This is a genomic window from Pseudoflavonifractor sp. 524-17, from assembly GCF_009935845.1.
Taxonomy (GTDB): Bacteria; Bacillota; Clostridia; order Oscillospirales; family Oscillospiraceae; genus Pseudoflavonifractor_A.
Genome location: NZ_QWEK01000013.1, coordinates 98,476 through 123,552 on the forward strand (window position 1 = coordinate 98,476; position 25,077 = coordinate 123,552).

Consider the following 25,077-nt stretch of genomic DNA (forward strand, 5'->3'; position numbering starts at 1 on the left):
GCTGTCTGCCATGAAACAGATTTCCGGCGGCGTCACCGCCGCCAAGGGATTCCGGGCCGCGGGGGTCCACTGCGGCGTAAAGCATCACAAGAGCGACAAAAAGGATCTGGCGCTGATTGTATCCGAGCGGGAGTGCGCCGCCGCAGCTGTCTACACCATGAACCGGGTGAAGGCGGCGCCGGTCTATGTGACCATGGACCATCTGGAGGACGGCACCGCCTGGGGAGTTATCGCCAACAGCGGCAACGCCAACGCCTGCTGCCCCATGAGCCACGAGAACGCGGAGCTGATGTGCCAGTACGCCGCCGCCGCCACCGGCCGCAAGGCGGAGGACTTTGTGGTGGCCTCCACCGGCGTCATCGGCCAGACCATCAACATCGCCGCCATTGAGAAGGGCACGCCCGCTGCCGCCGCCGCGCTGAGCGAAGAGGGCTCTGACGGCGCGGCTCACGCCATCATGACCACGGATACGGAGAAAAAGGAGATCGCTTACTCCTTCACCGTAGGGGGAAAGAGCGTCTCCATCGGCGCAATCGCCAAGGGCTCCGGTATGATCCACCCCAATATGGGCACCATGCTGTGCTTTATTACCACGGACTGCGCCATCACCCAGGAGATGCTGGCGGAGGCCCTCCACGAGACCGTGCCCAAGACCTTCAACCGGGTGACTGTGGACGGGGATACCTCTACCAACGACATGTGCGTGGTGCTGGCCAACGGCATGGCGGAAAACGACCTGATTGAGTGGAAGGACGACAGTTATACCGTCTTTCAGAAGGCCTTGCTCCAGGTGTGTACCCATCTGGCCCGGGCCATCGCCGGGGACGGGGAGGGCGCGTCCCGGCTGGTGACCTGCCGGGTGTGGAAGGCCCGGAGCGAGGAGAGCGCCGAGCGCCTGGCCAAGGCGGTGGTGGGCTCCCCGCTGGTGAAGGCCGCCATGTTCGGCGCCGACGCCAACTGGGGCCGGGTGCTGTGCGCCATGGGATACTCCAAGGCGCCCTTCCGGCCGGAGTATGTGGATGTGCGCTTCTCCTCCGACGTGGGAGAGATTCTGGTCTGCCGCCAGGGCATGGGGGTGGACTTCGATGAGGAGGCCGCCAAGAGCATTCTGTCCCAGGACGAGGTGGTCATCGACATCTGTCTCAATGAGGGAGGCCACGAGGCCAGCTGCTGGGGCTGCGACCTGACCTACGAATACGTGAAAATCAACGGAGACTACCGTACCTAGGTTCTTTTCTTGAAAGAAAAGAACCAAAAGAACTTTCATATGCTTCGCACCTTTTGTACGAAGTGGGCCTGTTGATAAAGCCGCTTTTCAAAATATGTCTTTGTCAGCGGTTCCAAACTGTATTAAACAGCCGAAAATAAACGAATTGCAGTTGATAATTGGAGGTTTTACCCATGTCCGATCCTGTTGTGACCCGGGCCACGGTACTGGCGGAGGCACTGCCCTATATTCAGAAATTTTACGGCAAGACCATTGTGGTCAAGTACGGCGGCAACGCCATGATCTCGGACGAGCTGCGCCGGGCCGTCATCAGCGATATTATTCTGCTCAACCTGGTGGGCATCCATGTGGTGGTGGTCCACGGCGGCGGGCCGGAGATTACCGAAATGCTGGGTAAAATCGGGAAAGAGTCCAAATTTGTGGACGGCCTGCGCTACACCGATGAGGAGACCATGGATATTGTGCAGCAGGTGCTGTGCGGCAAGGTGAACAAGAATCTGGTGGCCACTCTCAACCGCCGGGGGGGGCAGGCCATCGGTCTGTGCGGCATGGACGCCGGGCTGTTCCAGGCCAGGAAGCTGGACGAGAAATACGGCCTGGTGGGGGAGATTGTGAAGGTTAACCCCAAGCCGGTACAGGACGGCCTGAAGGACGGCTATATTCCCGTGGTATCCACCGTTGCCCAGGGACTGGACGGGGAGAACGCCTACAACATCAACGCCGACACCGCCGCGGCCAAGCTGGCCATCGCCCTGGGGGCGGAAAAGCTGATTCTTCTCACTGATGTCCGCGGCCTGCTCCGGAACCCCAAGGACGACGGGACGCTGATCCACGCCGTGGGCCTGTCCGACGTGCCCCTGCTGGTGAAGGAGGGGGTCATCAAGGGGGGCATGATCCCCAAGGTGGAGTGCTGTGTGGAGGCGGTGCGCTCCGGGGTGGCCCGCACCCACATTCTGGACGGCCGCATTCCCCACTCCATCCTCATTGAGATGCTCTCCGACGAGGGCATCGGCACCATGATTCTGTAAGCGGGGGGAGTACCATGAACTTTGACGAGCTGAAAGCACTGGATCACGCCCATACCCTCCAGACCTACGGCCGGTTCGACGTGGATATCGACCACGGCAAGGGGGCGACTTTGTGGAGCCTGGCGGGCCGGGAGTATGTCGACTTTACCTCGGGCATTGGGGTATGCTCCGTGGGATACGGCAACGAGACCTGGGCCAAGGCGATTTATGATCAAGCCCTGAAGCTGGGGCATATTTCCAACCTGTTCTACTCCCAGCCCTACGCCCGGCTGGCGGAGACCCTGTGCAGGCGGACTGGCATGGCGGCGGCCTTCTTTGGCAACTCCGGCGCGGAGGCCAACGAGGGCATTATCAAGCTGGCCAGAAAATACAGCTTTGACAAATACGGGGCGGGGCGCAGCAATATTATCACGCTGAACAATTCCTTCCACGGCCGCACCCTGACCACCCTGACCGCCACCGGACAGGACGTGTTCCACCAGTACTTCTTCCCCTTTATGGAGGGCTTCCGCTACGCGGACGCCAACGACCTGGACAGCGTAAAGGCCCAGGGAGGGAAGGACACCTGCGCGGTGCTGGTGGAGCTGGTTCAGGGAGAGGGAGGCGTGCTCCCGCTGGAAAAAGAATTTGTCCGCGGCCTGGCGGAGCTGTGCGCCCAGCGGGACTGGCTGCTGCTGGTGGACGAGGTTCAGACCGGCGTCGGCCGCACCGGTACGCTCTTCGCCTTCCAGCAGTACGGAATTGAGCCAGACGGGGTGTCCTTTGCCAAGGGCATCGCCGGCGGGCTGCCCATGGGGGGATTTTTGGTCCATGCGCGCTGCCGGTCCGTCCTGGGACCCGGCACCCACGCCAGCACCTTTGGGGGCAACCCGGTGTGTGCCGCCGCCGCCCAGGCTGTGCTGGACATTTTAGACGAAACGGCGCTGGCGGAGGTGGCGGGGAAGGGAAACTACCTCCGCCGGGGAATTGAGGCGCTGAACAAGAAGAGCATCGGCGCCACCCGGGGCCTGGGTCTGATGATCGGTATAGAAGTCAAGGCGGGCTATACCAATAAAGCGCTGGCGGCGCAGCTGATAGACGGAGGGCTGCTGGCGCTGACTGCCGGACCGGCCCTGCGCCTGCTCCCCCCGCTGACCATTACAAAAAAAGAGATGGACAAGGGCCTGGCGATTATGGACAAAACGTTGGAATAACGATATTATTGATGAGGTGAACGAGATGAAAGATCTGCTCAAGCTGCTGGATCTCTCCAAAGAGGAGATCATCCATATTCTGAACGTGGGCGACCAGATGAAGTACAACCAGAAGCACGGCCTGACCCACAACTATCTCCAGGGCAAGAGCCTGGCCATGATTTTTGAAAAGAACTCCACCCGGACCCGGGTGTCCTTTGAGACCGGCATGTACCAGCTGGGGGGCCACGCCCTCTTCCTGTCCGGCAAGGAGAGCCAGATCGGCCGGGGGGAGCCGGTGGAGGATACCGCCCGGGTGCTCTCCCGGTACTGCGACGGCATTATGATCCGCACCTATTCCCAGGCGGAGGTGGAGAAGCTGGCGGAGTACGCCAGTATTCCGGTGATCAACGGCCTGACCGACTTTGCCCACCCCTGCCAGGTGCTGGCCGACCTGATGACTGTCCGGGAGCACCAGAGCAAGCTGGAGGGCCTGAAGATGTGCTTCATCGGCGACGGCAACAATATGGTCAACTCCCTCATTGTGGGCGGTCTGAAGGTGGGCATGGACGTGTCCGTGGCCTGCCCCGAGGGCTATGACCCCCACCCCGACGTGCTGGCCTTCGCCAACACCGTCGCCGACGCCAGGCTGACCATCGTCCGGGACCCCATGGAGGCCGCCAAGGGGGCCGACGTGGTGTTCACCGACGTGTGGGCCTCTATGGGACAGGAGGACGAGGCCGCCAAACGCCGGGCCGCGTTCACCGGCTATCAGGTCAATGCTGAGCTGATGAAAGTGACCAACCCGGGCTGTATGGTGCAGCACTGCCTGCCTGCCCACCGGGGGGAGGAGATCACCGCGGAGGTCTTTGAGGCCCATGCCCAGGAGATCTTTGACGAGGCGGAGAACCGCCTCCACGCACAGAAGGCGGTCATGTACCTGCTTATGGGCGAAGAGGGGCAGAAATAAAAAGGATCCGCCCCCCAGACACCGTTCAGGTCTGGGGGGCGGGCTGTTTTTTGAAAGGAGCCAGGTGCGTAATGAAAAAAGCGGCGTTTATCGGGACGGGAAATATGGGCGGCGCTCTGCTCCGGGCGGCCTGCCAGGCCATTGGGGCGGATCAGGTGCTGGCGGCCAACCACACGCCGGAGAAAGCGGAGCAGCTGGCGGCGGAGACGGGGTGTACCGCGGTATCCTCCAACCAGGCGGCGGCCCGGGGGGCGCAGTATCTCTTCTTGGGGGTGAAGCCCCACAAGATGGAGGGGGTGATCCGAGAGATCGCGCCGGAGCTGACGCAGGGACAGGTGCTGGTATCCATGGCGGCGGGGCTGACGGTGGACACTTTGGCCGGGTGGGCCCCGAAGGGCGTCCCTATCCTGCGCATCATGCCCAACACCCCCTGCGCCATCGGGAAGGGGACCACGGCTCTGTGCGCCGCCCCCGGCACGGCGGAGGCCCACTGGGCGGCGGTAGAGGAGATTTTGAGAGAAACCGGCCTGGTGCGCCGGCTGGAGGAGGGGCAGATGGATGCCTTCTCCGCCGTGGCCGGGTGCGGCCCCGCCTTTGTGTACCTCTTTGTAGAGGCGCTGGCGGATGGAGGCGTACTGGCGGGCCTGCCCCGGGATCAGGCCCTGGCCTACGCGGCCCAGACCGCAGCCGGGGCCGCGGCCATGGTGCTGGAGCGCGGAACGCACCCCGGCGCGTTAAAGGACGCGGTGTGCTCCCCTGGAGGTTCCACCATTCAGGGAGTCGCCGCCTTGGAGCGGGGCGGCCTGCGGGCGGCGGTGATCAGCGCGGTGGAGGCCGCCTGGCGGAAAAACCGGGATTTGGGCAAAACTTGACCCTTGACCACAGAAAACGGGAGCGGATGAGAAATCCGCTCCCGTTTGTAGATACAGGTTCTTACATTACATGCTCATGGCGTTGGTGCTCAGATCCATGCCGAACTGCTCCGGATCGGAGGGCATCCAGACGGCCTTCTCTTTGCCGTTGATCTCCATCTTGGTCAGCTCGAAGTCCACCTCGAAATCCTTGGTGCCGCTGGCGGGCTGGAGGGTGGCCAGCACATTGCACATCTCTGCCAGGTAGTTGTGGAGGATCTCGTTGAGCTGCGCCTCCGTGGTGATGGAGCTGGGATCCTCCGGCATGACGCTGTTCAGGGCATTCTCCATGGCGGTGGTCATGGTGGCGGAGTCATAGTAACCGATGTGGGCGATGACCACGGCGGTCTTGTCCTTCTCACTGATCTCCTTGATCTCGGCGGAGAAGCTGAGGCGGTCCAGCATGGAGATAATGGCGTTGTAGAGATTGGTGATCTCCTCGTCTGTGAGTTCCAGGCCCATGTCCTCGAACTGAGCGGACAGCTCGGAGACCATCTCTTTCTCAAAATCGCCGGCATCGCCGATGAGATCGGCCATCGCCTCCTCCTCAGAGGTGTAACCAAAGAGCTCCTTGGCGCTGGAGGCGTCCTGGCGGATAATCAGATCGTAGAAAACCTGTGCCACAGCGTCGGGCTGGGCGGGCTTTTCCCCGGCGCCCTGACAGCCGCTGAGCAGCAGTGTGCACATCAGGGAAAGGACCAGAAGAAGCGCGGGAATACGGCGGTGCTGTTTCATAGTAAATTCTCTCTCCTTTATGTAGGTTTCTTATTGCGGCATAACCGCGGGCGGACAGCCTGCGTCTTATTATATCGGCCGAAAGTTAAAAAATGAAAGCCAGAATTTTATAAAAATTTTTCGCCGCTATGCTCCGCACCGCTGACAGATATGCCAAAATATTGGGGAACAAAGTCCACGTCCGAGACGGAAAAGGATTTTCCGTCCAAATAGGCCAGAGGGCCGGCGTCAGTTGTGAAGCGGAAGGCCAGCCGGTAGGAATACAGAGCTTGAAAGCTGCGGCCATAGCACTGGTTATCCCGCTCCCGGCCGTACTTTCCGTCCCCCAGCAGGGGGTGGCCGGCGGCGGCGAACTGGGCCCTGATCTGGTGGGTGCGTCCGGTGAGCAGCTCACACTCCACCAAAGACAGGCGGTCCTTTACCGCCAGGGTGCGGTAGCGGGTGAGTGCGCGCTTGCCCCCGGGGATGGGGCGGCGGTAGACCGTAACCTGCTTTTTTCCCTCGTTTTTGAGAAGAAACCCCTCCAGCTGCCCGGCGGGGGGCTCCATTTTGCCGTGGATGGCGGCCAGATAGTATTTGGCCACCTCCCGATCCTTGATCTTCTGGTTGAGCACCCGCAGGGCGGGGGCGTTTTTGGCGGCGATGACAATGCCGCCGGTGTTCCGATCGATGCGGTTGCACAGGGCGGGGGCAAAGGAGCCCTCCTGATAGGGGCTCCACTCCTTCTTCTGGTAGAGGTAAGCCTGAATGTGGGTGATAAGCGTGTTGACCCGCTCATTTTCGTCCGGGTGGACCACCAGCCCCGGCCGCTTGTTCACCAGCAGGAGGTTTTCGTCCTCATAAACCAGATCCAGCTTGGGCTGGAAGATGGACAAAAAGGCGTTTTCCGGGGTGGGAGTGTCAAAAAACTCGTCGTTGATGTACAGCTGAAGCACATCGCCCACTTGGAGGCGCACATCCCGCTTAGAGCCCTTTCCGTTGACCTTGACCCGCTTGAGGCGGATATACTTCTGAGCCAGGGGGGCAGGGAGCAGCGGGAGATTCTTGGCAAGCCAGCGGTCCAGCCGCTGGCCGGCGTCATTTTTCTGGACAATAAATTCTTTCATGCCGATTCCTCGCAACACAATTTATTCTGAACCTGGCAGAGTACTGGACGCAGCAAGTTCTTAATGTTTCGTGAATTTTAAATCTGCCTCTTTACACTCCGAAACTTTTCAGGTAAAATAGGGCGTAAGGAAGCGAAGGAGGTTTGGCTGTCATGCAGAACGATTATACACGCAGATTCAGCCTCAATTATGAGAAGGATCAGGAGATTAAGGACATTCTGACCTCTGTTTACAACTCGCTGCAAGAAAAGGGTTATAACCCCATTAATCAGATCGTGGGCTATATTCTCTCAGAGGATCCGACTTATATCACCAACTACAATAACGCCCGCGCCCTGATCCGCCGTCTGGACCGGGATGAGCTGCTGCAGGAGCTGGTAAAGCAGTATCTGAATACCTAACCCCCCGCCCCCGCTTTGAATGGCGGGAGAAGATGCAGGGGTCCTTTTCATAACGAAGGCAAGCCGAAGCGGAGCGCCCAAAACCGGGCGCTCTGCTTTTTTGCGCGGCCTGGTCAGCGGCCAGGAAGCAGGCGGCGCAGAAAGCCCGGCCGGGACCAGCGGGAGGCAATGATCACCGCCGCGGTGACGTTGTCCGAGCTCCCTTGGGCCAGGGCGGTCTGGACGCACAGGCGGGCGGTCTCCGCTGCCCCCCGCCGGGCGCCCAGCACCGCGGCGATCTCCCCGTGGGTGAGGACGCCGGACAGGCCGTCGCTGCACAAAAGAAAGCGGTCCCGGTCCTGGAGTGGAATTTCACCGGACACAAAGGGCTCCAGCCGCATCTCTTCCAGGGGGATGCCCAAAAACTGAGTGAGAATGTGGAAATCCCTGGGCTGGCAGGGGAGGCCGGCGGCCAGCAGCCGCTGGGCGTTGGTATGGTCCTGGGAAAGCTGGGTGAGCTGTCCCCCGCGCAGGCGGTAGATCCGGCTGTCCCCCAGATTGAAGGCGGTGGCCTGCCCGCCGGAGACCGCCAGACAGGCCAGGGTCGTACCCATATCCTGGGCGTCCATCTGCGCCTGCATCCGGCACACCGCCTGACCGGCGCGGCGGACGCAGCCGTCAATCTGATCGGGAAAGTGCTGGGGGGTGAAAGCGGCCAGGGACTCCACTGCGGCCAGGGCGGCATGGGCGCCGTACTGACCGCCGCCCATGCCGTCGCACACCGCGCACAAAAGCGCCTCCTGGCACTGCTCCGCCGCGAGGGTACGCAGCTGGGCAAGGTCCCGGTTCCATACGCCGTTGAGATAAAAATTGTCCTCATTGCGCCCCCGAAGGACGCCTACGTCGGAGCAGACCCCACAGTCAAACTGATACAAATCCCACTCCCCCTTCTCCTCTATTCAGGGTAACAAGGGCGGGCGGGAATGTCAATCACGAAAATGGGCGGATGGCCAGATATCACCGGTAAGGGACAGGCCGGCCCTGCCGATCCTGTGCGAAGGAAAGGCATGGGAATTCCGCCGGACAGGATCCTTTTTTGTATGTGAGAGTAGAAATCGGCGGAGAACAGTGATATACTAGACGCAAAACACAAGGGATTTGATTTGACAGGAGGTGGGACCGCTATGGGTGAGTTGCCTCAATTCAGCCCGTTTGGTCCGGAGTGGGTGGTGAAGGAGCGTCTGGGACAGGGGTCCTTTGGGACGGTCTACCGGATTGAGATGCATACCCTGGGCCGTACCTACGAAGCGGCGCTGAAGCACATCCGCCTCCCCGCCGGAGAGGACGAGCTCAACCAACTCTACGCCAACGGCTATATTACCGGTCCAGATACGGAGCAGGCCTATTTTGACGAAAAGGTGCGCGAGATCAGCCAGGAGATCGATACCTGCTACCAGCTCAAGGGGAACACCAATATTGTCTCCTATGAGGACCACCGCATTATTCCCCTGGAGGACGGGCCGGGCTACGACATCTTCATCAAGATGGAGTGCCTGACCAGCCTGGCCAAAAAGATCCAGCGGGAGGGGCTGCGGCTGGGAGAGCTGGTGGCGCTGGGGGTGGATATCTGCTCCGCGCTGGATCTGCTTCAGCACAGCGATATGGTCCACCGGGACGTAAAACCGGACAACGTCTTTGTCAACCAGGCGGGGCACTTCAAGCTGGGGGATTTCGGCGTGGCCCGTACCCTGAAGATGACCCGGGGGAGCCTGTCCCAGAAGGGAACCGACGACTACATGGCCCCCGAGCTGCGCATGGGCGGCGTGGGAGGCTGCCAGGTGGACATCTACTCTTTGGGCATTATGATGTACCGGCTGCTCAACCAGAACCGCAGCCCCTTCCTGCCCCTCCCCCCGGCCGTGCCGGCCAACCATGAGATCGAGGCGGCCTATCAGAAGCGCTTTGGGGGAGCGCCCCTTCCGCCCCCCTGCTACGGCGGCGAGGCCCTGCGGGAGATTGTGCTTATGGCCTGCGCCTACCGGCCGGAGGACCGGTGGAGCAACGCTGCGGCCATGCGGGGGGCCCTGAGAAGCTATGGGGATGCGCTGACCCAGGAGGAGCGGGAGACGGTGCTGCTCACGCCCATGCGGAAGGGGACGAGAGGGCGGGCTGTGACGCCTGCGCCAGTCCCAGCCCCGGAAATGGGGGGCGGAACCCGGATCATCGTCCCCGCTGCCGGCGGAAACGGGCTGACGCCCGCCGGAGCGGAGGCAAACAGGGAGAGCCCGCCGCCACCTCCTCCGCCGCCCGAGCCGTCCAGGGAAGATCCGGCGGTGCGGGAGCCGGAGACGGTCCCCCTGCCCCAGCCTCCCGCAGAGAAGAAGGGGAAAAAAGGCCTGCTGATCGCCGGATGCGGTGTGTGTGTGCTGGCGGCGGCAGCGCTGGGAATTGGACTGCTGGCGGGCCAGCCGGGGCCGGGCCAGGCGGCCCCGCCGGCTGTGTCCACTTTGGCGAAGGCAGAAATTCCCGCATCCCCCACGCCGGTTCCCACCCCCTCGGCGGCGGCCAGCGCGGTGCCGGCGGCTGCACCGGCACCAACTCCGACGGCAGAGCCAACTTTGGAGCCCGCCTCCACGCCGGAACCCACGCCGGAGGCGGTTGCCACACCCACCCCAAAGCCTGAAACTACACCGGCCCCCACGCCAAAATCTACTCAGACGCCGGCGGCTACACCTAAGCCCACACCAAAACCCACCCAAACGCCGGCGGCTACGCCCAAACCCACGCCGAAACCCACCCAGACGCCGGCGGCTACGCCCAAGCCCACGCCGAAATCTACTCAGACGCCGGCAGCCACGCCTAAGCCCACGCCGAAACCGGCCGCTGTGGCGGTGACTGGGGTGTCGGTGTCCCCCTCTTCCCGGATGCTGGAGGTGGGGCAGGGGGTGCAGCTGTCCGCCACGGTGAGCCCCAGCAACGCCGCCAGCCAGTCGGTGAGCTGGAGCTCTTCCAACCCGGCGGTAGCCTCGGTGAGCGGCGGCTATGTCACCGCCAAGGGGCCGGGGACGGCCATTATCACCGCCAGCTGCGGCGGTCACAGCGGAACCTGCGCCATCTCTGTGAACTGACAGAATTGGCGGGACAATAGAAGAAGGAGAGTGTGATTGGAGTATGAGAAAGAGACAGGTAATGGCCCTGCTGCTGGCCGCTGCAATGGCAGGGGGCGCCCTTCCTGCGGCTGCGGCCTCGGGGATGGACAACACGGCCCATGTGGCCTCCGGCGGTCTGTCCCACACGCTGGTGGTGAAGAAGGACGGGACCGTCTGGGCCTGGGGGTCTAACCAGGACTACCAGCTGGGTCTGGACGGGCTCGATCAGGCCCAGGCGCCCACGGAGGTAGAGGGTTTGTCGTCGGTGCTGGCGGTGGCGGCAGGGTACAACTTTTCCGCCGCCCTGCGGTTTGACGGTACGGTATATCAGTGGGGCGGCGGAATGGACAAGACGCCCAGGCAGGTGCCGGGGCTGACCAATGTGGCGGACATCGCCGCGGGACAGACCGACCTGCTGGCCCTGAAGACCGACGGCACGGTGTGGCAATGGACCTACGGCGGGACGCCCAAACAGGTCAGCGGCCTGCGGCGCATCGGGGCCATCGCCGCCGGAGGGAGCCACTTTTTGGCCCTGACCTGCTCCGGCGAGGTGTGGGCCTGGGGCGCCAATGACTACGGCCAGCTGGGCACCGGGGACAAAGACGCCCGGACCACGCCGGTTCGGGTGAGTAATCTCATCGACATCGTGGACATCGCGGCGGGCTACTCCCACTCTCTGGCGGTGAGCTTCGACGGCCGTGTGTATGCCTGGGGCGCCAACGGCAACGGCCAGCTGGGCACCGGCAAGACCGACGACAGCGCCGTACCGGTGGAGGTGAAGGGGCTGAACAAGGCGGCCCGGGTGTCCGCCGGCAACAGCTCCTCCGCAGCGCTGACGGAGAGCGGCGAGCTGTACACCTGGGGCTATGGGGAGTACGGCCAGCTGGGCCAGCGGGACCCGCTGATCTCCCAGCCCAATCCCACCAAGGTGAGCGCCCTCCAGGAGAAGGGGAGCTATCTGGCCTCCGGCGTCAGCCACAATCTGATGCTCAACAGCAATAACTATCTGTTTGTTTGGGGCCGCAACCGGGACTACCAGGTGGGCAACAAAAAGAATACCAACGTCAGCCAGCCTACCCGGGTAATGGGTTCCATCGCGGAGCAGGTGACCTATGAGGTGGGGGTGCTGGACGGCCTGGACCAGTGGGCCTATGAGGACATTGCCGGCCTCTATGCCCTGGAGCTGGTGCCGCCTATGCTGTGGGACAACTATAAGTCCAACCTGACCCGGGGGGAGCTGGCCCATATTCTGGTGAGCATCTATGAGGACATCAGGGGCAGCAACGTGGGCACCAACAAGAAGGAGAGCTTTGAGGACCTGGAGGGCCACCCCTTGGAGCGGGACATCCGCAAGGCCTATCAGCTGGGCATCCTCAACGGCACCTCAGCCACCACCATCTCCCCGGACTGGCCCATCACCCGGCAGGAGGCGGCCAAAATGCTGTGCAGCTTCCTGACCCGGCTGAATAATGAGAAAATCTCTGATAAGCCCGGCAGTCTGGCCTTTTTTGCCGACGCGGTGGATATTCCCGACTGGGCGGCCTCCGCAGTGTTCTATGTGTACGAGAACAAGATCATGATGGGGGACAGCAAGAAGAATTTCAATCCTAAGAGCAATATTACCAGGCAGGAAATCCTTTCTGTAATTGCCCGCCTGGCGGACCGGCATCAGTGGGGGAGTAAAAAGTGAGATTGAGGAACGGAATGATAAGGGCGGTTGTCCTGCTGGCGCTGCTGGCGTGCTTTGCCGTACAGGCAGGGGCGGCGCTGCCTGCAAGCCTGTCTGTCCTCTCCGCCCAGTCGGAGCTGACGCCGCTGGGCGCCGCGTCAAAGAGCGGCAGATTGGAGCCGGAGGAGCCTGCGAAAGGAAGACCAGAGGAGACGGAAGAAGAGGCCACAGGGGTAAAGGCCATCCTGAACCGGCTGACCGCCCTGCCGGCGCCTGTGCTGGCAGGAATAGGCGGCGGTATTGTGGCGGCGCTCCTTCTGATCATCCTGCTGGCGAGCCGGCGGGGGAAGCGCCGCAAGGCCCGGCAGGCGGAGGAGCAGGCCCAGTACGGCCAGGGGGCCCAGTATGCGCCTCCCGGCGGCCAATATGCGCCGCCTCCCCAGTACACGCCCGCGGGTCAGTACACACCGCCGCCCCAGTATACGCCGCCTGGTCAGTATACACCGCCTCCCAGCCAGTATGCGCCGCCTGAGCAGTACGTCCCCCCTGAGAGCGCCTGGGCGCCCCAGGGCGAAAACGGCACCCGGGTGCTGGGCGGCCCCCAGAAAGCGCTGACGCTGCTCCAGGTGATGGTAGATCGGGAGGAGACCCACGCGGAGTACAAGCTGGCCCTGATGGGGGATATCCGGGTGGGCCGGGGGAAGGACAACACTCTGTCGCTCCCGGAGGACGACGCCATCTCCACCCACCACTTTCTCCTTCGGGACGGGGGCGAGGGCAGCGTTATCCTGCGGGACGTGGGCTCCACCAACGGTACCTGGCTGTTCCAGAACAAGGGCAAGACCCGGCTGGAGCCGGAGCAGGATTATCCCCTGCCGGACGGGGCGGCATTCATGGCGGGGGACACCCGCTTTCAGGTATTTCAGGTCAAGAATGGATAAGAAGCGGCGCAAATGGTGCGGTTTCTAAGAGAAAACCTGTTTGGCGCCCCAGCCAGCACGGCTTGGGGCGCCAAACAGCTTTTTAAACGGCGGCATTTTTGAAAAAGCACCGGGGCAAAGCAAACCCTTGCTCCGGCGGTATGCCCTGGGTGAACAAAAAGGATGCAGGTTTGCAGACATAGGAAAAATAGATCCATAATATATTCCCGTCAATTTACTTATCAAACAGAGAAATTTTCCGATATATATGTTGCGGCTGGCAGCTGCGGACAATAAAATATAAAAGGAGATTGGAACTATGATTCACTACATAAAAAATTTGAAAATCAGACGAAAGCTCCATATCCTCATAGGGGTTGCGCTGCTGGGAATGCTTATTATCAGCGGAATGTCATTTTTCCTCATGGGCCAGATGAACGAAATGACAAGCGACATTGCAACAAGCTGGCTTCCCAGCATCGATGTGGCAAGGGAATTGAGCGCCACCATTTCTAATATCCGGCTGAATGAGCTGGGATACCTTACCGCAAGCTCTGACGACGAAAAAGAGACCAGCCTTCAGCGCCTCAATACTGGGATAGGCAGTATGGATGCCCTCTTAGATACATATGGGAAATTGATTGACAAAGAAGAGGGAGAGTTCTATGGCAAGGCGAAAAATCTCTGGATACAGTACAAAGAAGCAGAGGAAAAAATGATGGCTTTGGCCGCGCAGGGCCACATGGAGGCTGCCCGCGCCATCCAGAATGGAGACTGTGAGGCGCTTTTCCAGTCTTTGAACAGCGCCTTTGAAGAGATTATCACCTACAATACAAAAGGCAGTGATGATGCGGCGGCAGAAAGCGCATCCCTTTACAGAACGGCCACCCTGACCATGATAGCGGTTGTCATTGCCATCATCCTTGTGGGGGTGTTTTTCTCGTTTGTGATCATACGTCTGATCAAGACCCCTATTTCCGAAATGGAGAAGGCTGCCATAAAAATGGCAGAGGGAGATTTGGATGTAGAGATTTCCTATACCTCTAAGGATGAACTGGGTGTTCTCGCCGCTCAGGTAGGCAAATTGATCCATAAACTTCAAGTTATTATTGATGATGAGAATAAATTCCTTGCTAAAATGGCGGAGGGAGATTTTACGGTGAATTCGGCCTGCGAGGAAGAATATACCGGCGGCTTTTCCCCCCTGCTTGTCTCTTTTCAGGGCATTGCGGAAAAGCTGAACGACACAATGCTGCAGATTAGTCAAAGCTCCTCTCAGGTCGCAAGCGGAGCGAATCAGGTATCAAATGGCGCCCAGGCGCTTGCTCAGGGAGCAACCGAGCAGGCCAGTTCCGTGCAGGAGCTTGCCGCCACCATCAATGAAATCTCTAACAAGGTGAATCAGAACGCGGACAATGCGCGGCAGGCCAGTAAAGCGGCAGGCTGTGTCAGTATAAAAATGAATGTGAGCAAAGAAAAAATGCAGCAGATGACACAGGCAATGGAGGATATCAGCAGCTGCTCCAACGAGATCGGCAAAATCATGAAAATCATTGAAGACATTGCGTTCCAGACCAACATCCTCGCGCTGAACGCCGCTGTAGAAGCCGCACGCGCAGGTACTGCCGGAAAAGGATTTGCCGTAGTAGCCGGTGAAGTCCGCAATTTGGCAAACAAAAGCAAAGAGGCATCCGAAAATATCTCTGCTTTGATCGAAAATTCCTTAAAGGCAGTGGAAAATGGAACACGCATCGTGGGCGATACGGCGCAGTCTTTGATTCAGGCGGTCAATGGCGTAAACGAAGTGACTGACATTATCGGACAGATTTCGGAGGCCAGCAGCGATCAGGCGGATTCTATCTCTCAGGTTATTATGGGAATTGACCAGATTTCCAGTGTTGTACAGACAAACTCGGCAACTGCGGAAGAAAGCGCGGCGGCAAGCAAAGAGCTGTCCAATCAGTCGCAGCTTATGAAGGGCCTGGTAGAAAAGTTTAAGCTAAAAAGTCTTCAACATATCCCAGTGCGTTGACGCGGCAGAGTCTGGCTAGAGCCTGTTTGAAACCCGTCAACACGCCCAAAGTGCGGGCCTTTTTCCGCCTGAGCGGCGCGTTTTTTCCTTGAAATCCGTCCGTATCCCTGATTTTGACCTGAATAGTCTCGGTATCCACCACGGTGATTCGCTCCACAAACCTGCGGGTGAGAGTGTCATCGTACTCCATGAAGCACATGGACTGCTCATCCAGCCAAGCCCCATCTCCTGCCGCCTGGAGGCTTGGACAGCCTGCTGTTCCTCGTCCTGCTGATTGCGATTTGAGTAAGAATTTCCTGCTTTTCGTCCATCAGAACCTTGAGTTGTGTATTTAGTTCCGTGTCCTCTTTGGTTTCCAGGGTCTTGTCCACCAGGACCGCCTGCTCCGCAGGCAGGTCCAATTCCTCCATCGCCATCACAATGTCCTCCCGAACGGAGTATTCAGATGCCTTTTGTCAGGGGGGAATCCCAAAAAATATGGTCCTTTGTCTTTTTCTCAAGACAAAGGACCATATCAGAGCTTGATTCCAATGGACAGGGCACATTTCGATTTTGAGACGCAAAGCTCGCTTTCAGATTTTGTGGATATTTTAGCATAACAGCCAATCCAGATTCAATTCATATTTTGCAAGCCGGATATCCGGCTTGAATCGAGTCACCTTCTCACGGAACTCCGGTGTATCCAGATATCGGTCATTTGTATTTCCGCTCGTCCCGTCCCACCTTCAGCTGTCTGCACAGGTGGGACAGAGTGCCCCCCGCTTGGAAGCCGTAGCCTAAAAGATAAAAATTACGGTGTTCCTTCGCACTCAGCTCCACCCCGCGAATAACCCGAATCCCCGCGTCGCTTCCTGCCTCCATAGCCCCGGTTATACTGCCAATGGTGTCGTGGCCGGTAATTGCAACTATCTGGATGCCGGCGGCTTTAGGCAGGTCAATCACCTGCGCGGGAGTGTATTGCCCATCTGAGGCGGTGGTGTGGGTATGCAAGTCCGCAAGAACTGCCGTCATACCGCCTCCTCCGGCTTGACCGCTGCAATGCGTATCACAGGCGGATCATCGTTACCGTATGGGGCAAAGCCGGTGCGCTCCTGGGCGTATTCCACGCGAAAGCCACGCTGCTCCAGCGACTGCGTAAGCTCCTCCAGCACATAAGGAAGCGGAAACTGACGCTCCTACTCTCGCCACTTTTCATATATGGCCATTACAACAGCAGAAAGAGCTATAGCTTCACCCGCATACCCATATAAATCGTATAAAGATATTTCTACAATTATTTCCTGCCATGACAGGAAGCACCTTATAACAAAGAAAATCAAAGTAACCCATACTGTTATTTGGGAAAAACGCCTAAATTGCTCGCTCATATTATTTAAGTCCCATTTATGTCGTATTCGAAAAACTCAACAAGAATATCGATGAAGTTTTCATAGGTTTTTGCAGATGCCTGAGTCGGACAGAGGGATTTAATACCATTAGCCTCTTTGTACGTCAAGAAATCCGCTTTATGTGCCTGAAGATAGTTCAGCACTTCTTCAAAAGCAAAACCATATAGCCCCCACTTCTTAAAAATTTCATCTGGAATATTCCAAAGGAGGGACTCCAACCCAAAAGAGGAAACGTCATTTGCATAAGGAAATCCATAATTACTCATCAGCAACTTCATATTTTTTATTATGCGAACTATTTTCTTATAATAGTGATTTGCTGCAACGTTTTTCTGCCTGCCATTTGCGATATGTTGCTCTGGATAGTTAATAATCCTTCCACCACTGTCCGGAAATATCACAACGCCTCCAACATAATTCGACTCGTCTTTTCGGTTGTCGCCTCTGTAATCTCTATATCTCATGCAGGGAACAGTATCGGCATCTTTCCGATATGTATTACCATGTACCTTGATGGACTTATCCCCTCTTTTTACATCACGCCCAAATTTGATTGTCAAACATTCCTGAACTTCGTCCTTAAAACTCTTTGATGCTACTGCGGAGGAAGAAAAACCGTAATCTAACCCAGATTATCCAATTCGATACTCGGGTTGAAATGTTTCCTCTTGTATGACAGCAATATCCACATCACTTTGGGTCCGTATATTTGTATTGCTTGCATATGAACCTTGAATGAACATCTTGATTTTTCGCCAATCTTTGGTTCTCCGCATTTCTAATGAATACGCATACGTATCGCTATACAATGGTACAATCTCTCGATTTTCATCAGAAAAGCCAAGACCCTTTAAGGCATCCCGTATCATTTTGATAGCATTGAGACATTGTTGATTTTCGGTATCGCTAGGCGGAGCGGCATAGCGTTTCAATGTACTTTCTGTAAACTTCATTTAGCATCCTCCTGAAATTGTTTTTAGACAATCCCAAAAAATTTTTCGTAAAACGCCTTTAGCCGGTCAATTACGCCTTGCTATTTTGCGGTACAATTGCCTCCGCCAAAACGTGAAACCGGCGGCATGAGCCTGTCAATATCCGTTCCGTTGGTCTTGAGTTCCCCGGCCTGTAGAGCGTTTCCGATAAACTGCCGTGTTTCCTCCGGCTTGAGTTTTTCTTCAGCAATCATGGCCGTCAGCTCTTGCTCACGTTGCTGAATTACGAAATCCCGCCATTCCTGGAATACGTCATCTACCTCATTGATACCGGCAATGAAGTCCTCAATCAGAGCTTTTTACTGCGTAATTCTGGACTGGCATCTACTGTTTTGCGGATTGTTACCAGGACTTCCTTGTCCTCATTATGCGAGTCGTGATATTTTTTCACCAGCAACAGAATATAATCAATGTTGATCTCAACCTGACGTATCAGCTATACCTCAAAGACAATATCATCTTCAATGTCAGAGCTTTCTCCCCTCTTCCTCCGTTCATTCCATTCATCCCGCAGATCCTGATACCGCCCCAGGTAGTCCTGCAAATCTCGCTCAGAGAGCATATCCTGGTTCTGAAATTCATCAAAGGAGGATAGGATATTTCTCATGCGCAGGATTGCCCCAAAAAGGGAGATAAAATCTTTCTCTGCCTGTTCGCCGACAATCTTTGGTTCGGACAGAGGGAAGTCATTTGTCAGTCTCTCAATCAGGTCCTCATATCTGGGGTGCTGCTTATGATCGTCATCGACATACCCGCTAAAATAGTCTTTGAAACTGCGCAGTAAAATAACACCGCCGGAACTTTCATCGCCAAAACGGGCAATCGCACGGTCTACCCGCTTTTGCAGATTGCGGAAACAGACAATATTGCCGAATGACTTGACGGAGTTCAGGATACGATTCGTGCGGGAAAACGCCTGGATAAGGCCGTGCATTTTGAGGTTTTTGTCTACCCACAGCGTGTTCAGGGTCGTAGCGTCAAAGCCGGTCAGGAACATATTGACAACAATCAGCAAGTCGATCTCTCTGTTTTTCATCCGCAGAGAAACGTCCTTATAATAGTTCTGGAATTTGTCGCTGGATGTATCGTAATTGGTGTGGAACGTCTCGTTATAGTCCTGAATGGCCTGCTCCAGGAAATCGCGGGAGTTCTGATCCAGAGCGGAAGTGTCCTCCGGGTTTTCCTCATCCAGGATACCGCCTGTCTCTGCCTCGTTTGCCCCATAGCTGAAAATAATCGCTACTTTTAGCTGCTGTCTGGGGTCCTCCTTCATCTGCTGTTTGAACTCCGCATAGTAGAGTTTTACCATAGGGACAGACGCCACAGAAAAAATGGAGTTGAAACCGCTCAGGCGCTGCTTTTTTTGCTCTCATCAACCTTCGACCTTCCGGCGGATGCAACTTCAGAGATATGCGTCAGCGCATTGAAGATATGCGTCTTATTCCCACGGTACGTTTCCTGATCGAAATGCTCCAGGATGTACCGAGTGACAAGCTCAATGCGCTCCGGGGCCATATATGCCTTTTCCCGGTTAATATCCCATACCTGTTCGTCAATCATTTCTTCATCCATACCCATTGTCCTGATGTAGTCCACACGGAAAGGAAGGACGTTCTTATCATTGATGGCATCCACGATGGTGTAGGTATGGGGCCGGTCCCCAAAGGTCTGATCGGTGGTACAAAATCGGAGATTTCCGTTTTTGGTGGCGTTATCTCCAAAAATCGGCGTACCGGTAAATCCAAAGAGATGATACTTCTTGAAGTTCTTTACGATGGCCTCGTGCATATCTCCAAACTGACTGCGGTGGCAGTCGTCAAAGATGATGACAACACGCTTGTCGTAGATGGGATGATTTTTATTTCTTGCCACGAAAGCAGAAAGTTTCTGAATGGTCGTGACAATGATGCGGTACTCGTGGAAATTGCCGCTTGCGTCTTTATCTTCCAGCTGCCGTTGGAGAATAGCAGTTGAACGGTTGCTGTTGGCCGCACCCTTTTCAAAGCGGTCATACCAACATGGTCTGGTAGTCCAGGTCTTTGCGATCTACAACAAACAGGACCTTATCAATATAGGGCAGCTTTGACGCGAGACGGGCCGTCTTAAAGCTGGTGAGGGTCTTACCGGAGCCGGTGGTATGCCAGATGTAACCGCCGCCCGCAATGGAGCCGTACTTCTTGTAGTTGTTCGCAATTTCGATACGGTTCAAAATCCGTTCGGTGGCGGTGATCTGATAGGGACGCATTACCATCAGCATTTTTTCCGCTGTGAAAACGCAGTATCTTGTCAGAATATTCAGGATGGTATGCTTGGCGAAAAACGTCCTGGTAAAGTCAATCAGGTCTGGTATGATATAGTTCTTCCCATCGGCCCAGAAGGAAGTAAATTCAAAGCTGTTGCTGGTCGTTTTCTTCTTTGCAGTGGAGGCTGTTTCCGCCTCTTTTATGGCACTGTAGCGGGTCGTATTGGAGTAATACTTGGTGTTCGTGCCGTTGGAGATAACAAAAATCTGCACATACTCATACAGTCCGCAGCCAGCCCAAAAGCTGTCCCGCTGGTAGCGGTCTATCTGATGGAACGCCTCTTTCAGCGCAACACCCCGCTTTTTCAGCTCCACATGGACCATGGGAAGGCCATTTACCAAAATCGTCACATCATAGCGGTTATCGTATCTGGCCCCGTCCTCTTTCCCAACAACATATTGGTTAATGACCTGGAGGCGGTTGTTGTGGATGTTCTTTTTATCAATGAGGGTAATATTCTTGCTCTCGCCGGAGGACCTGGATATGATCTTCCTGAATGCGGCGGCTTTTGTCATCAATCTTATCGTTGGCGACAGCAATACAGGAAGTGAAAAACCGCTCCCACTCGCTGTCAGTAAAGGTGCAGTGGTTCAGCTCCTCCAGCTTTCTGCGCAGGTTGGCGATCAGCTCCGCCTCGGAATGGATAGGGAGATATTCATAGCCCTGTTCGCAAAGAAGATGGATAAATTCTTTTTCCAGCGCGGCCTCGCTCTGGTAACTGTCGGAACGGGTCTTGACTGGTTCATATTCTGTTACCACTGTGTTTTCGTTTGTCTGGGCCACAACGTTGAAATAGCTCATGGGTTCAGCTCCTTAAACGTCAAGAGTTTGTCCCGGTAGTGTTCATACTGCCATTGCCGTGCCTCGATCTCGGCGGACAGTCCGGAGGTCAAGTCGCTGCGGAGGGTATCAAAACGGTCGAGTATGGCGACTATGCGTTCCTGATCTTCCAGCGGAGGGAGTGGAATAACAATTTGTGATATGGCAGGCACACTTGAATGAACAACCTTGCTCTTTGCCTTCCCTTTGCTCTTTTGCTTTTGTGCAGCTGTTGTAGAAAGTGCATAGCTGAGATATTTGGGATTTTCCCCATGTTTCATCACAACAATGTCACCGCCAGCCAAACAACGATCATGCCCCAGGTACACGCAGGATTTAGCAATTTTCTCAATGCTTTCACCTGTTATTGTAAAAAGGATGTCCCCATACTCAAAATACTTTTTATTTTGAATTTTGTTTTCATCAGTGTGGGATACGCAGGTATCGAAGTGGATATTGTAGGTTGTATAAATTTCACCATACCGAACACAAGGTATACCCTTATCGGTCACTTGATTGCGGGTAATTCCCGCCCCTCGGTACATATCAGTCGCAATCATACTCAGGGGTAGCATCACATACCCAAACACATATTGCAACAACTTAATTACGTCTCGGCGCTCCGGCTCTCTCTACATGAACAAGCTGTGAACAATCATCGAAGGAGAGAAGAAGGTCCCGGTAATACTCGTACTGCTTTTGCCGCGCCTCGATCTCAGCAGGCAGGCCGATTTTCAAATCGGTGCAGACAGCATCAAAGTTATCGAGGACGTTGACAATGCGCCGTTGGACAGAGAGGGGAGGAACGGGAACTCTGTAAGTCAACAGTTTCTGAAAATCCAAAGAGTCTACTGTGCCACCCTGTTTTTTGTCCTCGCCAGAATATCTTGACCTTTTCCTTGTAGCAGATGAAATGCGTATCTGGGAATAGCAGTTTCATTGACTTCAAGTGCCTTTATGTCCTGATTGACAGTAGTGGAAAAAGGTACATAGGCCACAGGAAATGTATGTTTCAGTATGCCAGAACGTGTGACAATAGCAATGCTATTCTTCGGATATAGCGTCATCGAGGCATTCTTCATTGCAATTTCGGTTATGTGGTCCTGAGTATCGGTCAGTGTTGAACACTTCATATCTGATGATGTCCGCAATAATAAGGCGGACGGAGCGAAGGGGCATAGTCAGTGCAGATTCGTATGTGAACAGAAAGTCGAGGAAGCCGTAGGGCATACCTGACTAAAACCAGAAACACCAATTCCGAAGGGAGGCGGTGCGTTATGGCACGACAATTCGACTGCCCAAAAACCGAAACCCAACTACGCGAAGTCCAGAATAAGCTGTATCAGCACAGCAAGGAGGTCTATGACGCAGGCGGAAGGCCGGCGTTCAAGGGCCTGCTGGAAATCATGTCAGCAGAAGCAACCATTATCACAGCAATTCACAACATCAAAAGCAACCGTGGAAGTGAGACCCCCGGCGTGGATTCTAAGACCATGCGTAAAGACTATCTGCAATGCTCACATTCCTGGGTGATAAAGGATATTCAAAACGCATTTAAGCACTTTGAACCACAGAAGATACGCCGGGTGTATATCGACAAACCAGGCAAAGCTGAAAAACGTCTGCTGGGGATTCCTACGATACGGGACAGAATCGTACAAGAGTGTATGAGGATTGTGCTGGAGCCAATATTTGAAGCGCAGTTCTTTGCCCATTCCTACGGTTTTCGCCCTATGCGGGATGCGCCTATGGCATTGGAACGAGCAAAACTGCTTGTCCATCACACGGGCTACTACTGGATCGTCGAGGGCGACATCAGCAAATGCTTTGACCGCATTGACCACGCCATTCTGCTAAAGCGCCTATACCATATGGGCGTAAAAGACAGGCGGGTGCTGCAAATTATCAAGGCCATGCTGAAAGCCGGGGTTATGGGCGAGTGCGAGGTGAACGAGGAAGGAACGCCGCAGGGAGGGCTAATCAGTCCATTGTTGGCAAATGTGTACCTGGATATCATGGATGAATGGATTTCCAGTCAATAGGAGCGCAAGAAAACCCGTACAGCGTATTCCAGACCAGAAACCAAGCTTCATGCCTTGCGCAAAAGGAGCAATCTGATACCAGGATATCTCGTCCGTTACGCGGATGATTTTGTAATTATTACAGATACTCGCGCCTATGCCGAAGGTTGGAAAGCCCGGTTGCAAGCCTTTCTACAAAGCAAGATGAAGCTGACATTATCCCAGGAGAAAACGCTGATAACAGACATCCGAAAGAAACACATCAAATTTATAGGCTGCGAGTTCAAAATGGTGCCGGGGAAATCTCGCCGGGGCTATATCTCAAGGACAATTCCAGACAGAGACCAATTAAAGCAGAAAGTTGACAAAATTACCCATGACATCAAAAAGATTCCCCTAAACTACAGCCGGGAACAGATGATTGGCGCAATCACCTTTTGCAAGTGGGAAAAAGTCTTACAAAAAACCAAGCAGAAACTCCCTACACCGAAACCGGAAGGCAAATCAACTTCGAGCGCACGAAAAAGAAGCGTATCAACGCGCGCTTCGATGAACTGTACTCGGAGAAATCGGCAAGGGCCATCAGCTATGGAAAATGGGGAAAGCCCAACAACTTTGAGTTCATCATGAATCGGGCCTATGCCCTGAATCGTGACAAGCTCAAGTGCCGGGTCTGCGGCGGCTGGCTCATTTCCAGCACGCCATGGGCGCACCGAATTAACCCCTACCTCCCTCTGGACAAGGTGAATCGTGTCAACAATCTGGTCTCACTCCACAAGAAATGCTTTATGGCGGTGAATAATCCGAACCAAGAAATCAGCCAATTTGATGTGAAAGCACAGAAGAAAATTATCGGTTACAGGGAAAAACTGGTTCCTTCATATATGGGCAATACGCATAAAGAAGTTTTCGGAAATTTGCTGGACAACCGCATGATGTTGTGGCGTCATGCGGTTGTCGTTTTGCTGTACCCGCTAAATTCCGGGGAAAAATCAACCTCCCCGATAAAGTTATAGTGTACGTCAATGCGCTGGGTGCGATGGCCGCTGGATTTATCGGGGGCGTGGACAACTACCTTTTCCACAAACTCACGCAAAAGGGCCGGGGTCAACTCGGTGGGTTCGGTGTACTTCTTTACAATCTTCAGAAAATTCCGGACATTGACAGCCTGGGCTTCCGTCTCGGCTACAACGCCTTGCAATTCCTCTGCGGACTGTTTCAGATCCAACTGTTCCTTTTCATAGCCCTCGGACAACCGGGTAAACCGCTCTACACTCAACGCCCCCGCCACACGATCCTCATAAAGCTGTTGAATAATGCGGTCAAGCTCGCTGATGCGCCGCTCCTGCTTCTCCAGCTTGCGCTTAGCTCGCTCCTGCTCGGTACGCTGTGCCGCCGTCTTATTCTCCATGACGCGCCGCACAAACTCGTCCTCGTCATCTTGGGCGTAGGCTACAACACGCTGCAAATTTTGAAGTACAAGCTGTTCCAGCACCACGGCCCTGATATAATGGGCGGTGCATTGTTTTCTGGAGCGGTAATTCGCACAAGTGTAACTCTCCTGTTCTTTTGTAAACGTAACGGTGCGGTGGTGGTACAGCTTTGCTCCGCAGTCGGCGCAGTAGGCCAGCCCGGAGAACAATCCCATTTCGCCCAGCTTCGTAGGGCGGCGGCGCTGCTCCCGACTCTTCTGTACGATTTCCCATGTCTCCCTATCAATAATCGCTTTGTGGGTGCCCTCAAACACCGCCCGTTTGTCGGGGGGATTGATGATTGCTTTCTTGCTCTTATAGGAGAGTTTGGTGGTCTTGAAATTCGTTGTACGGCCTAAATAAGTATCCTGCTCCAAAATGCTCAGAACAGTTGCGGGATTCCAGCGGCAGGGATCATCCGGATAGTAACGGCTTGTCCGGCCTGTGCGCCGAAACTCAATCGTCCCCGGTGTGGGAATTTCCCGCTCTTTCAGCATCCGGGCAATTTTGCCGGGGCCGTTGCCCTCCAAACACAACTGAAAAATCAACTCCACCACAGGGGCGGTTTCCTCGTCCACTAAAAGGTGTCCGTCCTCGCCCTTTATGTAGCCGTAGGGGGCGTTTGATGCCAGCCGTTGGCCTGACATCCCTTTGTTGCGAAAAAACGCCCGTATCTTCTTCGAGGTGTCTTTGGCGTACCACTCATTTATGATATTTCGGAAAGGGGTAAAGTCATTTCCCAGTTGCTCCTCGCTGTCCACTCCATCATTGACGGCGATAAA

At 55.7% G+C, this 25,077-nt stretch carries 23 protein-coding genes and 1 pseudogene; 12 read left to right on the forward strand and 12 right to left on the reverse strand.

The window, feature by feature from the left end; translation table 11 throughout:
• Window positions 1–10: 10 nt before the first annotated feature.
• The 5 genes from argJ (at window position 11) to proC (ending at window position 5,270) form a co-directional block, all read left to right on the forward strand.
• Complete coding sequence (gene argJ, locus D1159_RS05425; protein ID WP_161844665.1) at window positions 11–1,228, forward strand: bifunctional glutamate N-acetyltransferase/amino-acid acetyltransferase ArgJ; 1,218 nt, start codon at window positions 11–13, stop codon at window positions 1,226–1,228.
• A gap of 173 nt (window positions 1,229–1,401) precedes the next feature.
• Entirely contained in the window at window positions 1,402–2,256 is an 855-nt protein-coding gene (gene argB / locus D1159_RS05430) for an acetylglutamate kinase (protein WP_161844666.1), read from the forward strand.
• 14 nt (window positions 2,257–2,270) lie between these two features.
• Entirely contained in the window at window positions 2,271–3,449 is a 1,179-nt protein-coding gene (locus tag D1159_RS05435) for an aspartate aminotransferase family protein (RefSeq protein WP_161844667.1), read from the forward strand.
• Window positions 3,450–3,474: 25 nt separating this feature from the next.
• The gene (argF, locus tag D1159_RS05440) at window positions 3,475–4,398 is read left to right on the forward strand and encodes an ornithine carbamoyltransferase (protein WP_161844668.1); all 924 of its coding nucleotides are present in this window, start codon (window positions 3,475–3,477) and stop codon (window positions 4,396–4,398) included.
• A gap of 71 nt (window positions 4,399–4,469) precedes the next feature.
• Entirely contained in the window at window positions 4,470–5,270 is an 801-nt protein-coding gene (gene proC, locus D1159_RS05445) for a pyrroline-5-carboxylate reductase (RefSeq protein ID WP_161844669.1), read from the forward strand.
• A 66-nt stretch (window positions 5,271–5,336) separates the two neighbouring features.
• Here the strand turns inward: proC and D1159_RS05450 are convergent, their stop codons facing one another.
• On the reverse strand, window positions 5,337–6,044 hold the full coding sequence (locus tag D1159_RS05450) for a hypothetical protein (RefSeq protein ID WP_161844670.1): 708 nt from the start codon (window positions 6,042–6,044) through the stop codon (window positions 5,337–5,339).
• Between the two features lie 107 nt (window positions 6,045–6,151).
• Window positions 6,152–7,150 carry an RluA family pseudouridine synthase gene (locus D1159_RS05455; protein WP_161844671.1) on the reverse strand — a complete coding sequence of 333 codons (999 nt, stop codon included), beginning with the start codon at window positions 7,148–7,150 and terminating at the stop codon, window positions 6,152–6,154.
• A 152-nt stretch (window positions 7,151–7,302) separates the two neighbouring features.
• Between D1159_RS05455 and D1159_RS05460 the strand changes: the two genes are divergently transcribed.
• Window positions 7,303–7,551, forward strand: a complete 249-nt coding sequence (locus D1159_RS05460) for an IreB family regulatory phosphoprotein (protein ID WP_161844672.1) — start codon at window positions 7,303–7,305, stop codon at window positions 7,549–7,551.
• 113 nt (window positions 7,552–7,664) lie between these two features.
• Here the strand turns inward: D1159_RS05460 and D1159_RS05465 are convergent, their stop codons facing one another.
• Complete coding sequence (locus D1159_RS05465; protein ID WP_161844673.1) at window positions 7,665–8,465, reverse strand: PP2C family serine/threonine-protein phosphatase; 801 nt, start codon at window positions 8,463–8,465, stop codon at window positions 7,665–7,667.
• A 249-nt stretch (window positions 8,466–8,714) separates the two neighbouring features.
• Between D1159_RS05465 and D1159_RS05470 the strand changes: the two genes are divergently transcribed.
• From D1159_RS05470 to D1159_RS05485, 4 genes are all read left to right on the forward strand, one after another.
• Complete coding sequence (locus D1159_RS05470) at window positions 8,715–10,658, forward strand: protein kinase (protein ID WP_161844674.1); 1,944 nt, start codon at window positions 8,715–8,717, stop codon at window positions 10,656–10,658.
• A 43-nt stretch (window positions 10,659–10,701) separates the two neighbouring features.
• Window positions 10,702–12,369: an S-layer homology domain-containing protein gene (locus D1159_RS05475; protein ID WP_161844675.1), complete on the forward strand. Its 1,668-nt coding sequence runs from the start codon at window positions 10,702–10,704 to the stop codon at window positions 12,367–12,369.
• Window positions 12,366–13,289, forward strand: coding sequence for an FHA domain-containing protein (locus D1159_RS05480; protein ID WP_161844676.1), 924 nt, complete (start codon window positions 12,366–12,368; stop codon window positions 13,287–13,289). The genes D1159_RS05475 and D1159_RS05480 overlap by 4 nt, the downstream gene beginning before the upstream one ends.
• A 298-nt stretch (window positions 13,290–13,587) precedes the next feature.
• Complete coding sequence (locus D1159_RS05485) at window positions 13,588–15,300, forward strand: methyl-accepting chemotaxis protein (RefSeq protein ID WP_161844677.1); 1,713 nt, start codon at window positions 13,588–13,590, stop codon at window positions 15,298–15,300.
• Here the strand turns inward: D1159_RS05485 and D1159_RS05490 are convergent.
• From D1159_RS05490 to D1159_RS05525, 8 genes and pseudogenes are all read right to left on the reverse strand, one after another.
• The gene (locus D1159_RS05490; protein WP_161844678.1) at window positions 15,263–15,490 is read right to left on the reverse strand and encodes a hypothetical protein; all 228 of its coding nucleotides are present in this window, start codon (window positions 15,488–15,490) and stop codon (window positions 15,263–15,265) included. The two genes, D1159_RS05485 and D1159_RS05490, sit on opposite strands and share 38 nt — an antisense overlap.
• 16 nt (window positions 15,491–15,506) lie before the next feature.
• On the reverse strand, window positions 15,507–15,716 hold the full coding sequence (locus D1159_RS05495; RefSeq protein WP_161844679.1) for a hypothetical protein: 210 nt from the start codon (window positions 15,714–15,716) through the stop codon (window positions 15,507–15,509).
• A gap of 277 nt (window positions 15,717–15,993) precedes the next feature.
• A complete protein-coding gene (locus D1159_RS05500) occupies window positions 15,994–16,311 on the reverse strand; it encodes a PHP domain-containing protein (RefSeq protein ID WP_161844680.1) in 318 nt (105 codons plus the stop codon).
• 361 nt (window positions 16,312–16,672) lie between these two features.
• A complete protein-coding gene (locus D1159_RS05505; RefSeq protein ID WP_161844681.1) occupies window positions 16,673–17,248 on the reverse strand; it encodes a hypothetical protein in 576 nt (191 codons plus the stop codon).
• Window positions 17,249–17,320: 72 nt separating this feature from the next.
• On the reverse strand, window positions 17,321–17,641 hold the full coding sequence (locus tag D1159_RS05510; protein WP_161844682.1) for a nucleotidyltransferase domain-containing protein: 321 nt from the start codon (window positions 17,639–17,641) through the stop codon (window positions 17,321–17,323).
• A gap of 23 nt (window positions 17,642–17,664) precedes the next feature.
• Window positions 17,665–20,784, reverse strand: a pseudogene (locus D1159_RS05515) (type I restriction endonuclease subunit R).
• A complete protein-coding gene (locus D1159_RS05520) occupies window positions 20,781–21,362 on the reverse strand; it encodes a restriction endonuclease subunit S (protein WP_243152121.1) in 582 nt (193 codons plus the stop codon). The pseudogene D1159_RS05515 and the gene D1159_RS05520 overlap by 4 nt, the downstream one beginning before the upstream one ends.
• Window positions 21,363–21,405: 43 nt before the next feature.
• Window positions 21,406–21,627 carry a restriction endonuclease subunit S gene (locus tag D1159_RS05525; protein ID WP_243152122.1) on the reverse strand — a complete coding sequence of 74 codons (222 nt, stop codon included), beginning with the start codon at window positions 21,625–21,627 and terminating at the stop codon, window positions 21,406–21,408.
• Between the two features lie 452 nt (window positions 21,628–22,079).
• Here D1159_RS05525 and D1159_RS19520 point away from each other — a divergent pair, with 452 nt between their 5' ends.
• Window positions 22,080–22,844 carry a reverse transcriptase domain-containing protein gene (locus tag D1159_RS19520; protein ID WP_243152123.1) on the forward strand — a complete coding sequence of 255 codons (765 nt, stop codon included), beginning with the start codon at window positions 22,080–22,082 and terminating at the stop codon, window positions 22,842–22,844.
• 416 nt (window positions 22,845–23,260) lie between these two features.
• Window positions 23,261–23,839: a hypothetical protein gene (locus D1159_RS19525; protein ID WP_243152124.1), complete on the forward strand. Its 579-nt coding sequence runs from the start codon at window positions 23,261–23,263 to the stop codon at window positions 23,837–23,839.
• Here D1159_RS19525 and D1159_RS05535 read toward each other — a convergent pair.
• Window positions 23,770–25,077 (reverse strand): recombinase family protein (locus tag D1159_RS05535; RefSeq protein WP_161844683.1); only part of this gene is annotated, 1,308 nt, incomplete at its 5' end. The genes D1159_RS19525 and D1159_RS05535 overlap by 70 nt on opposite strands.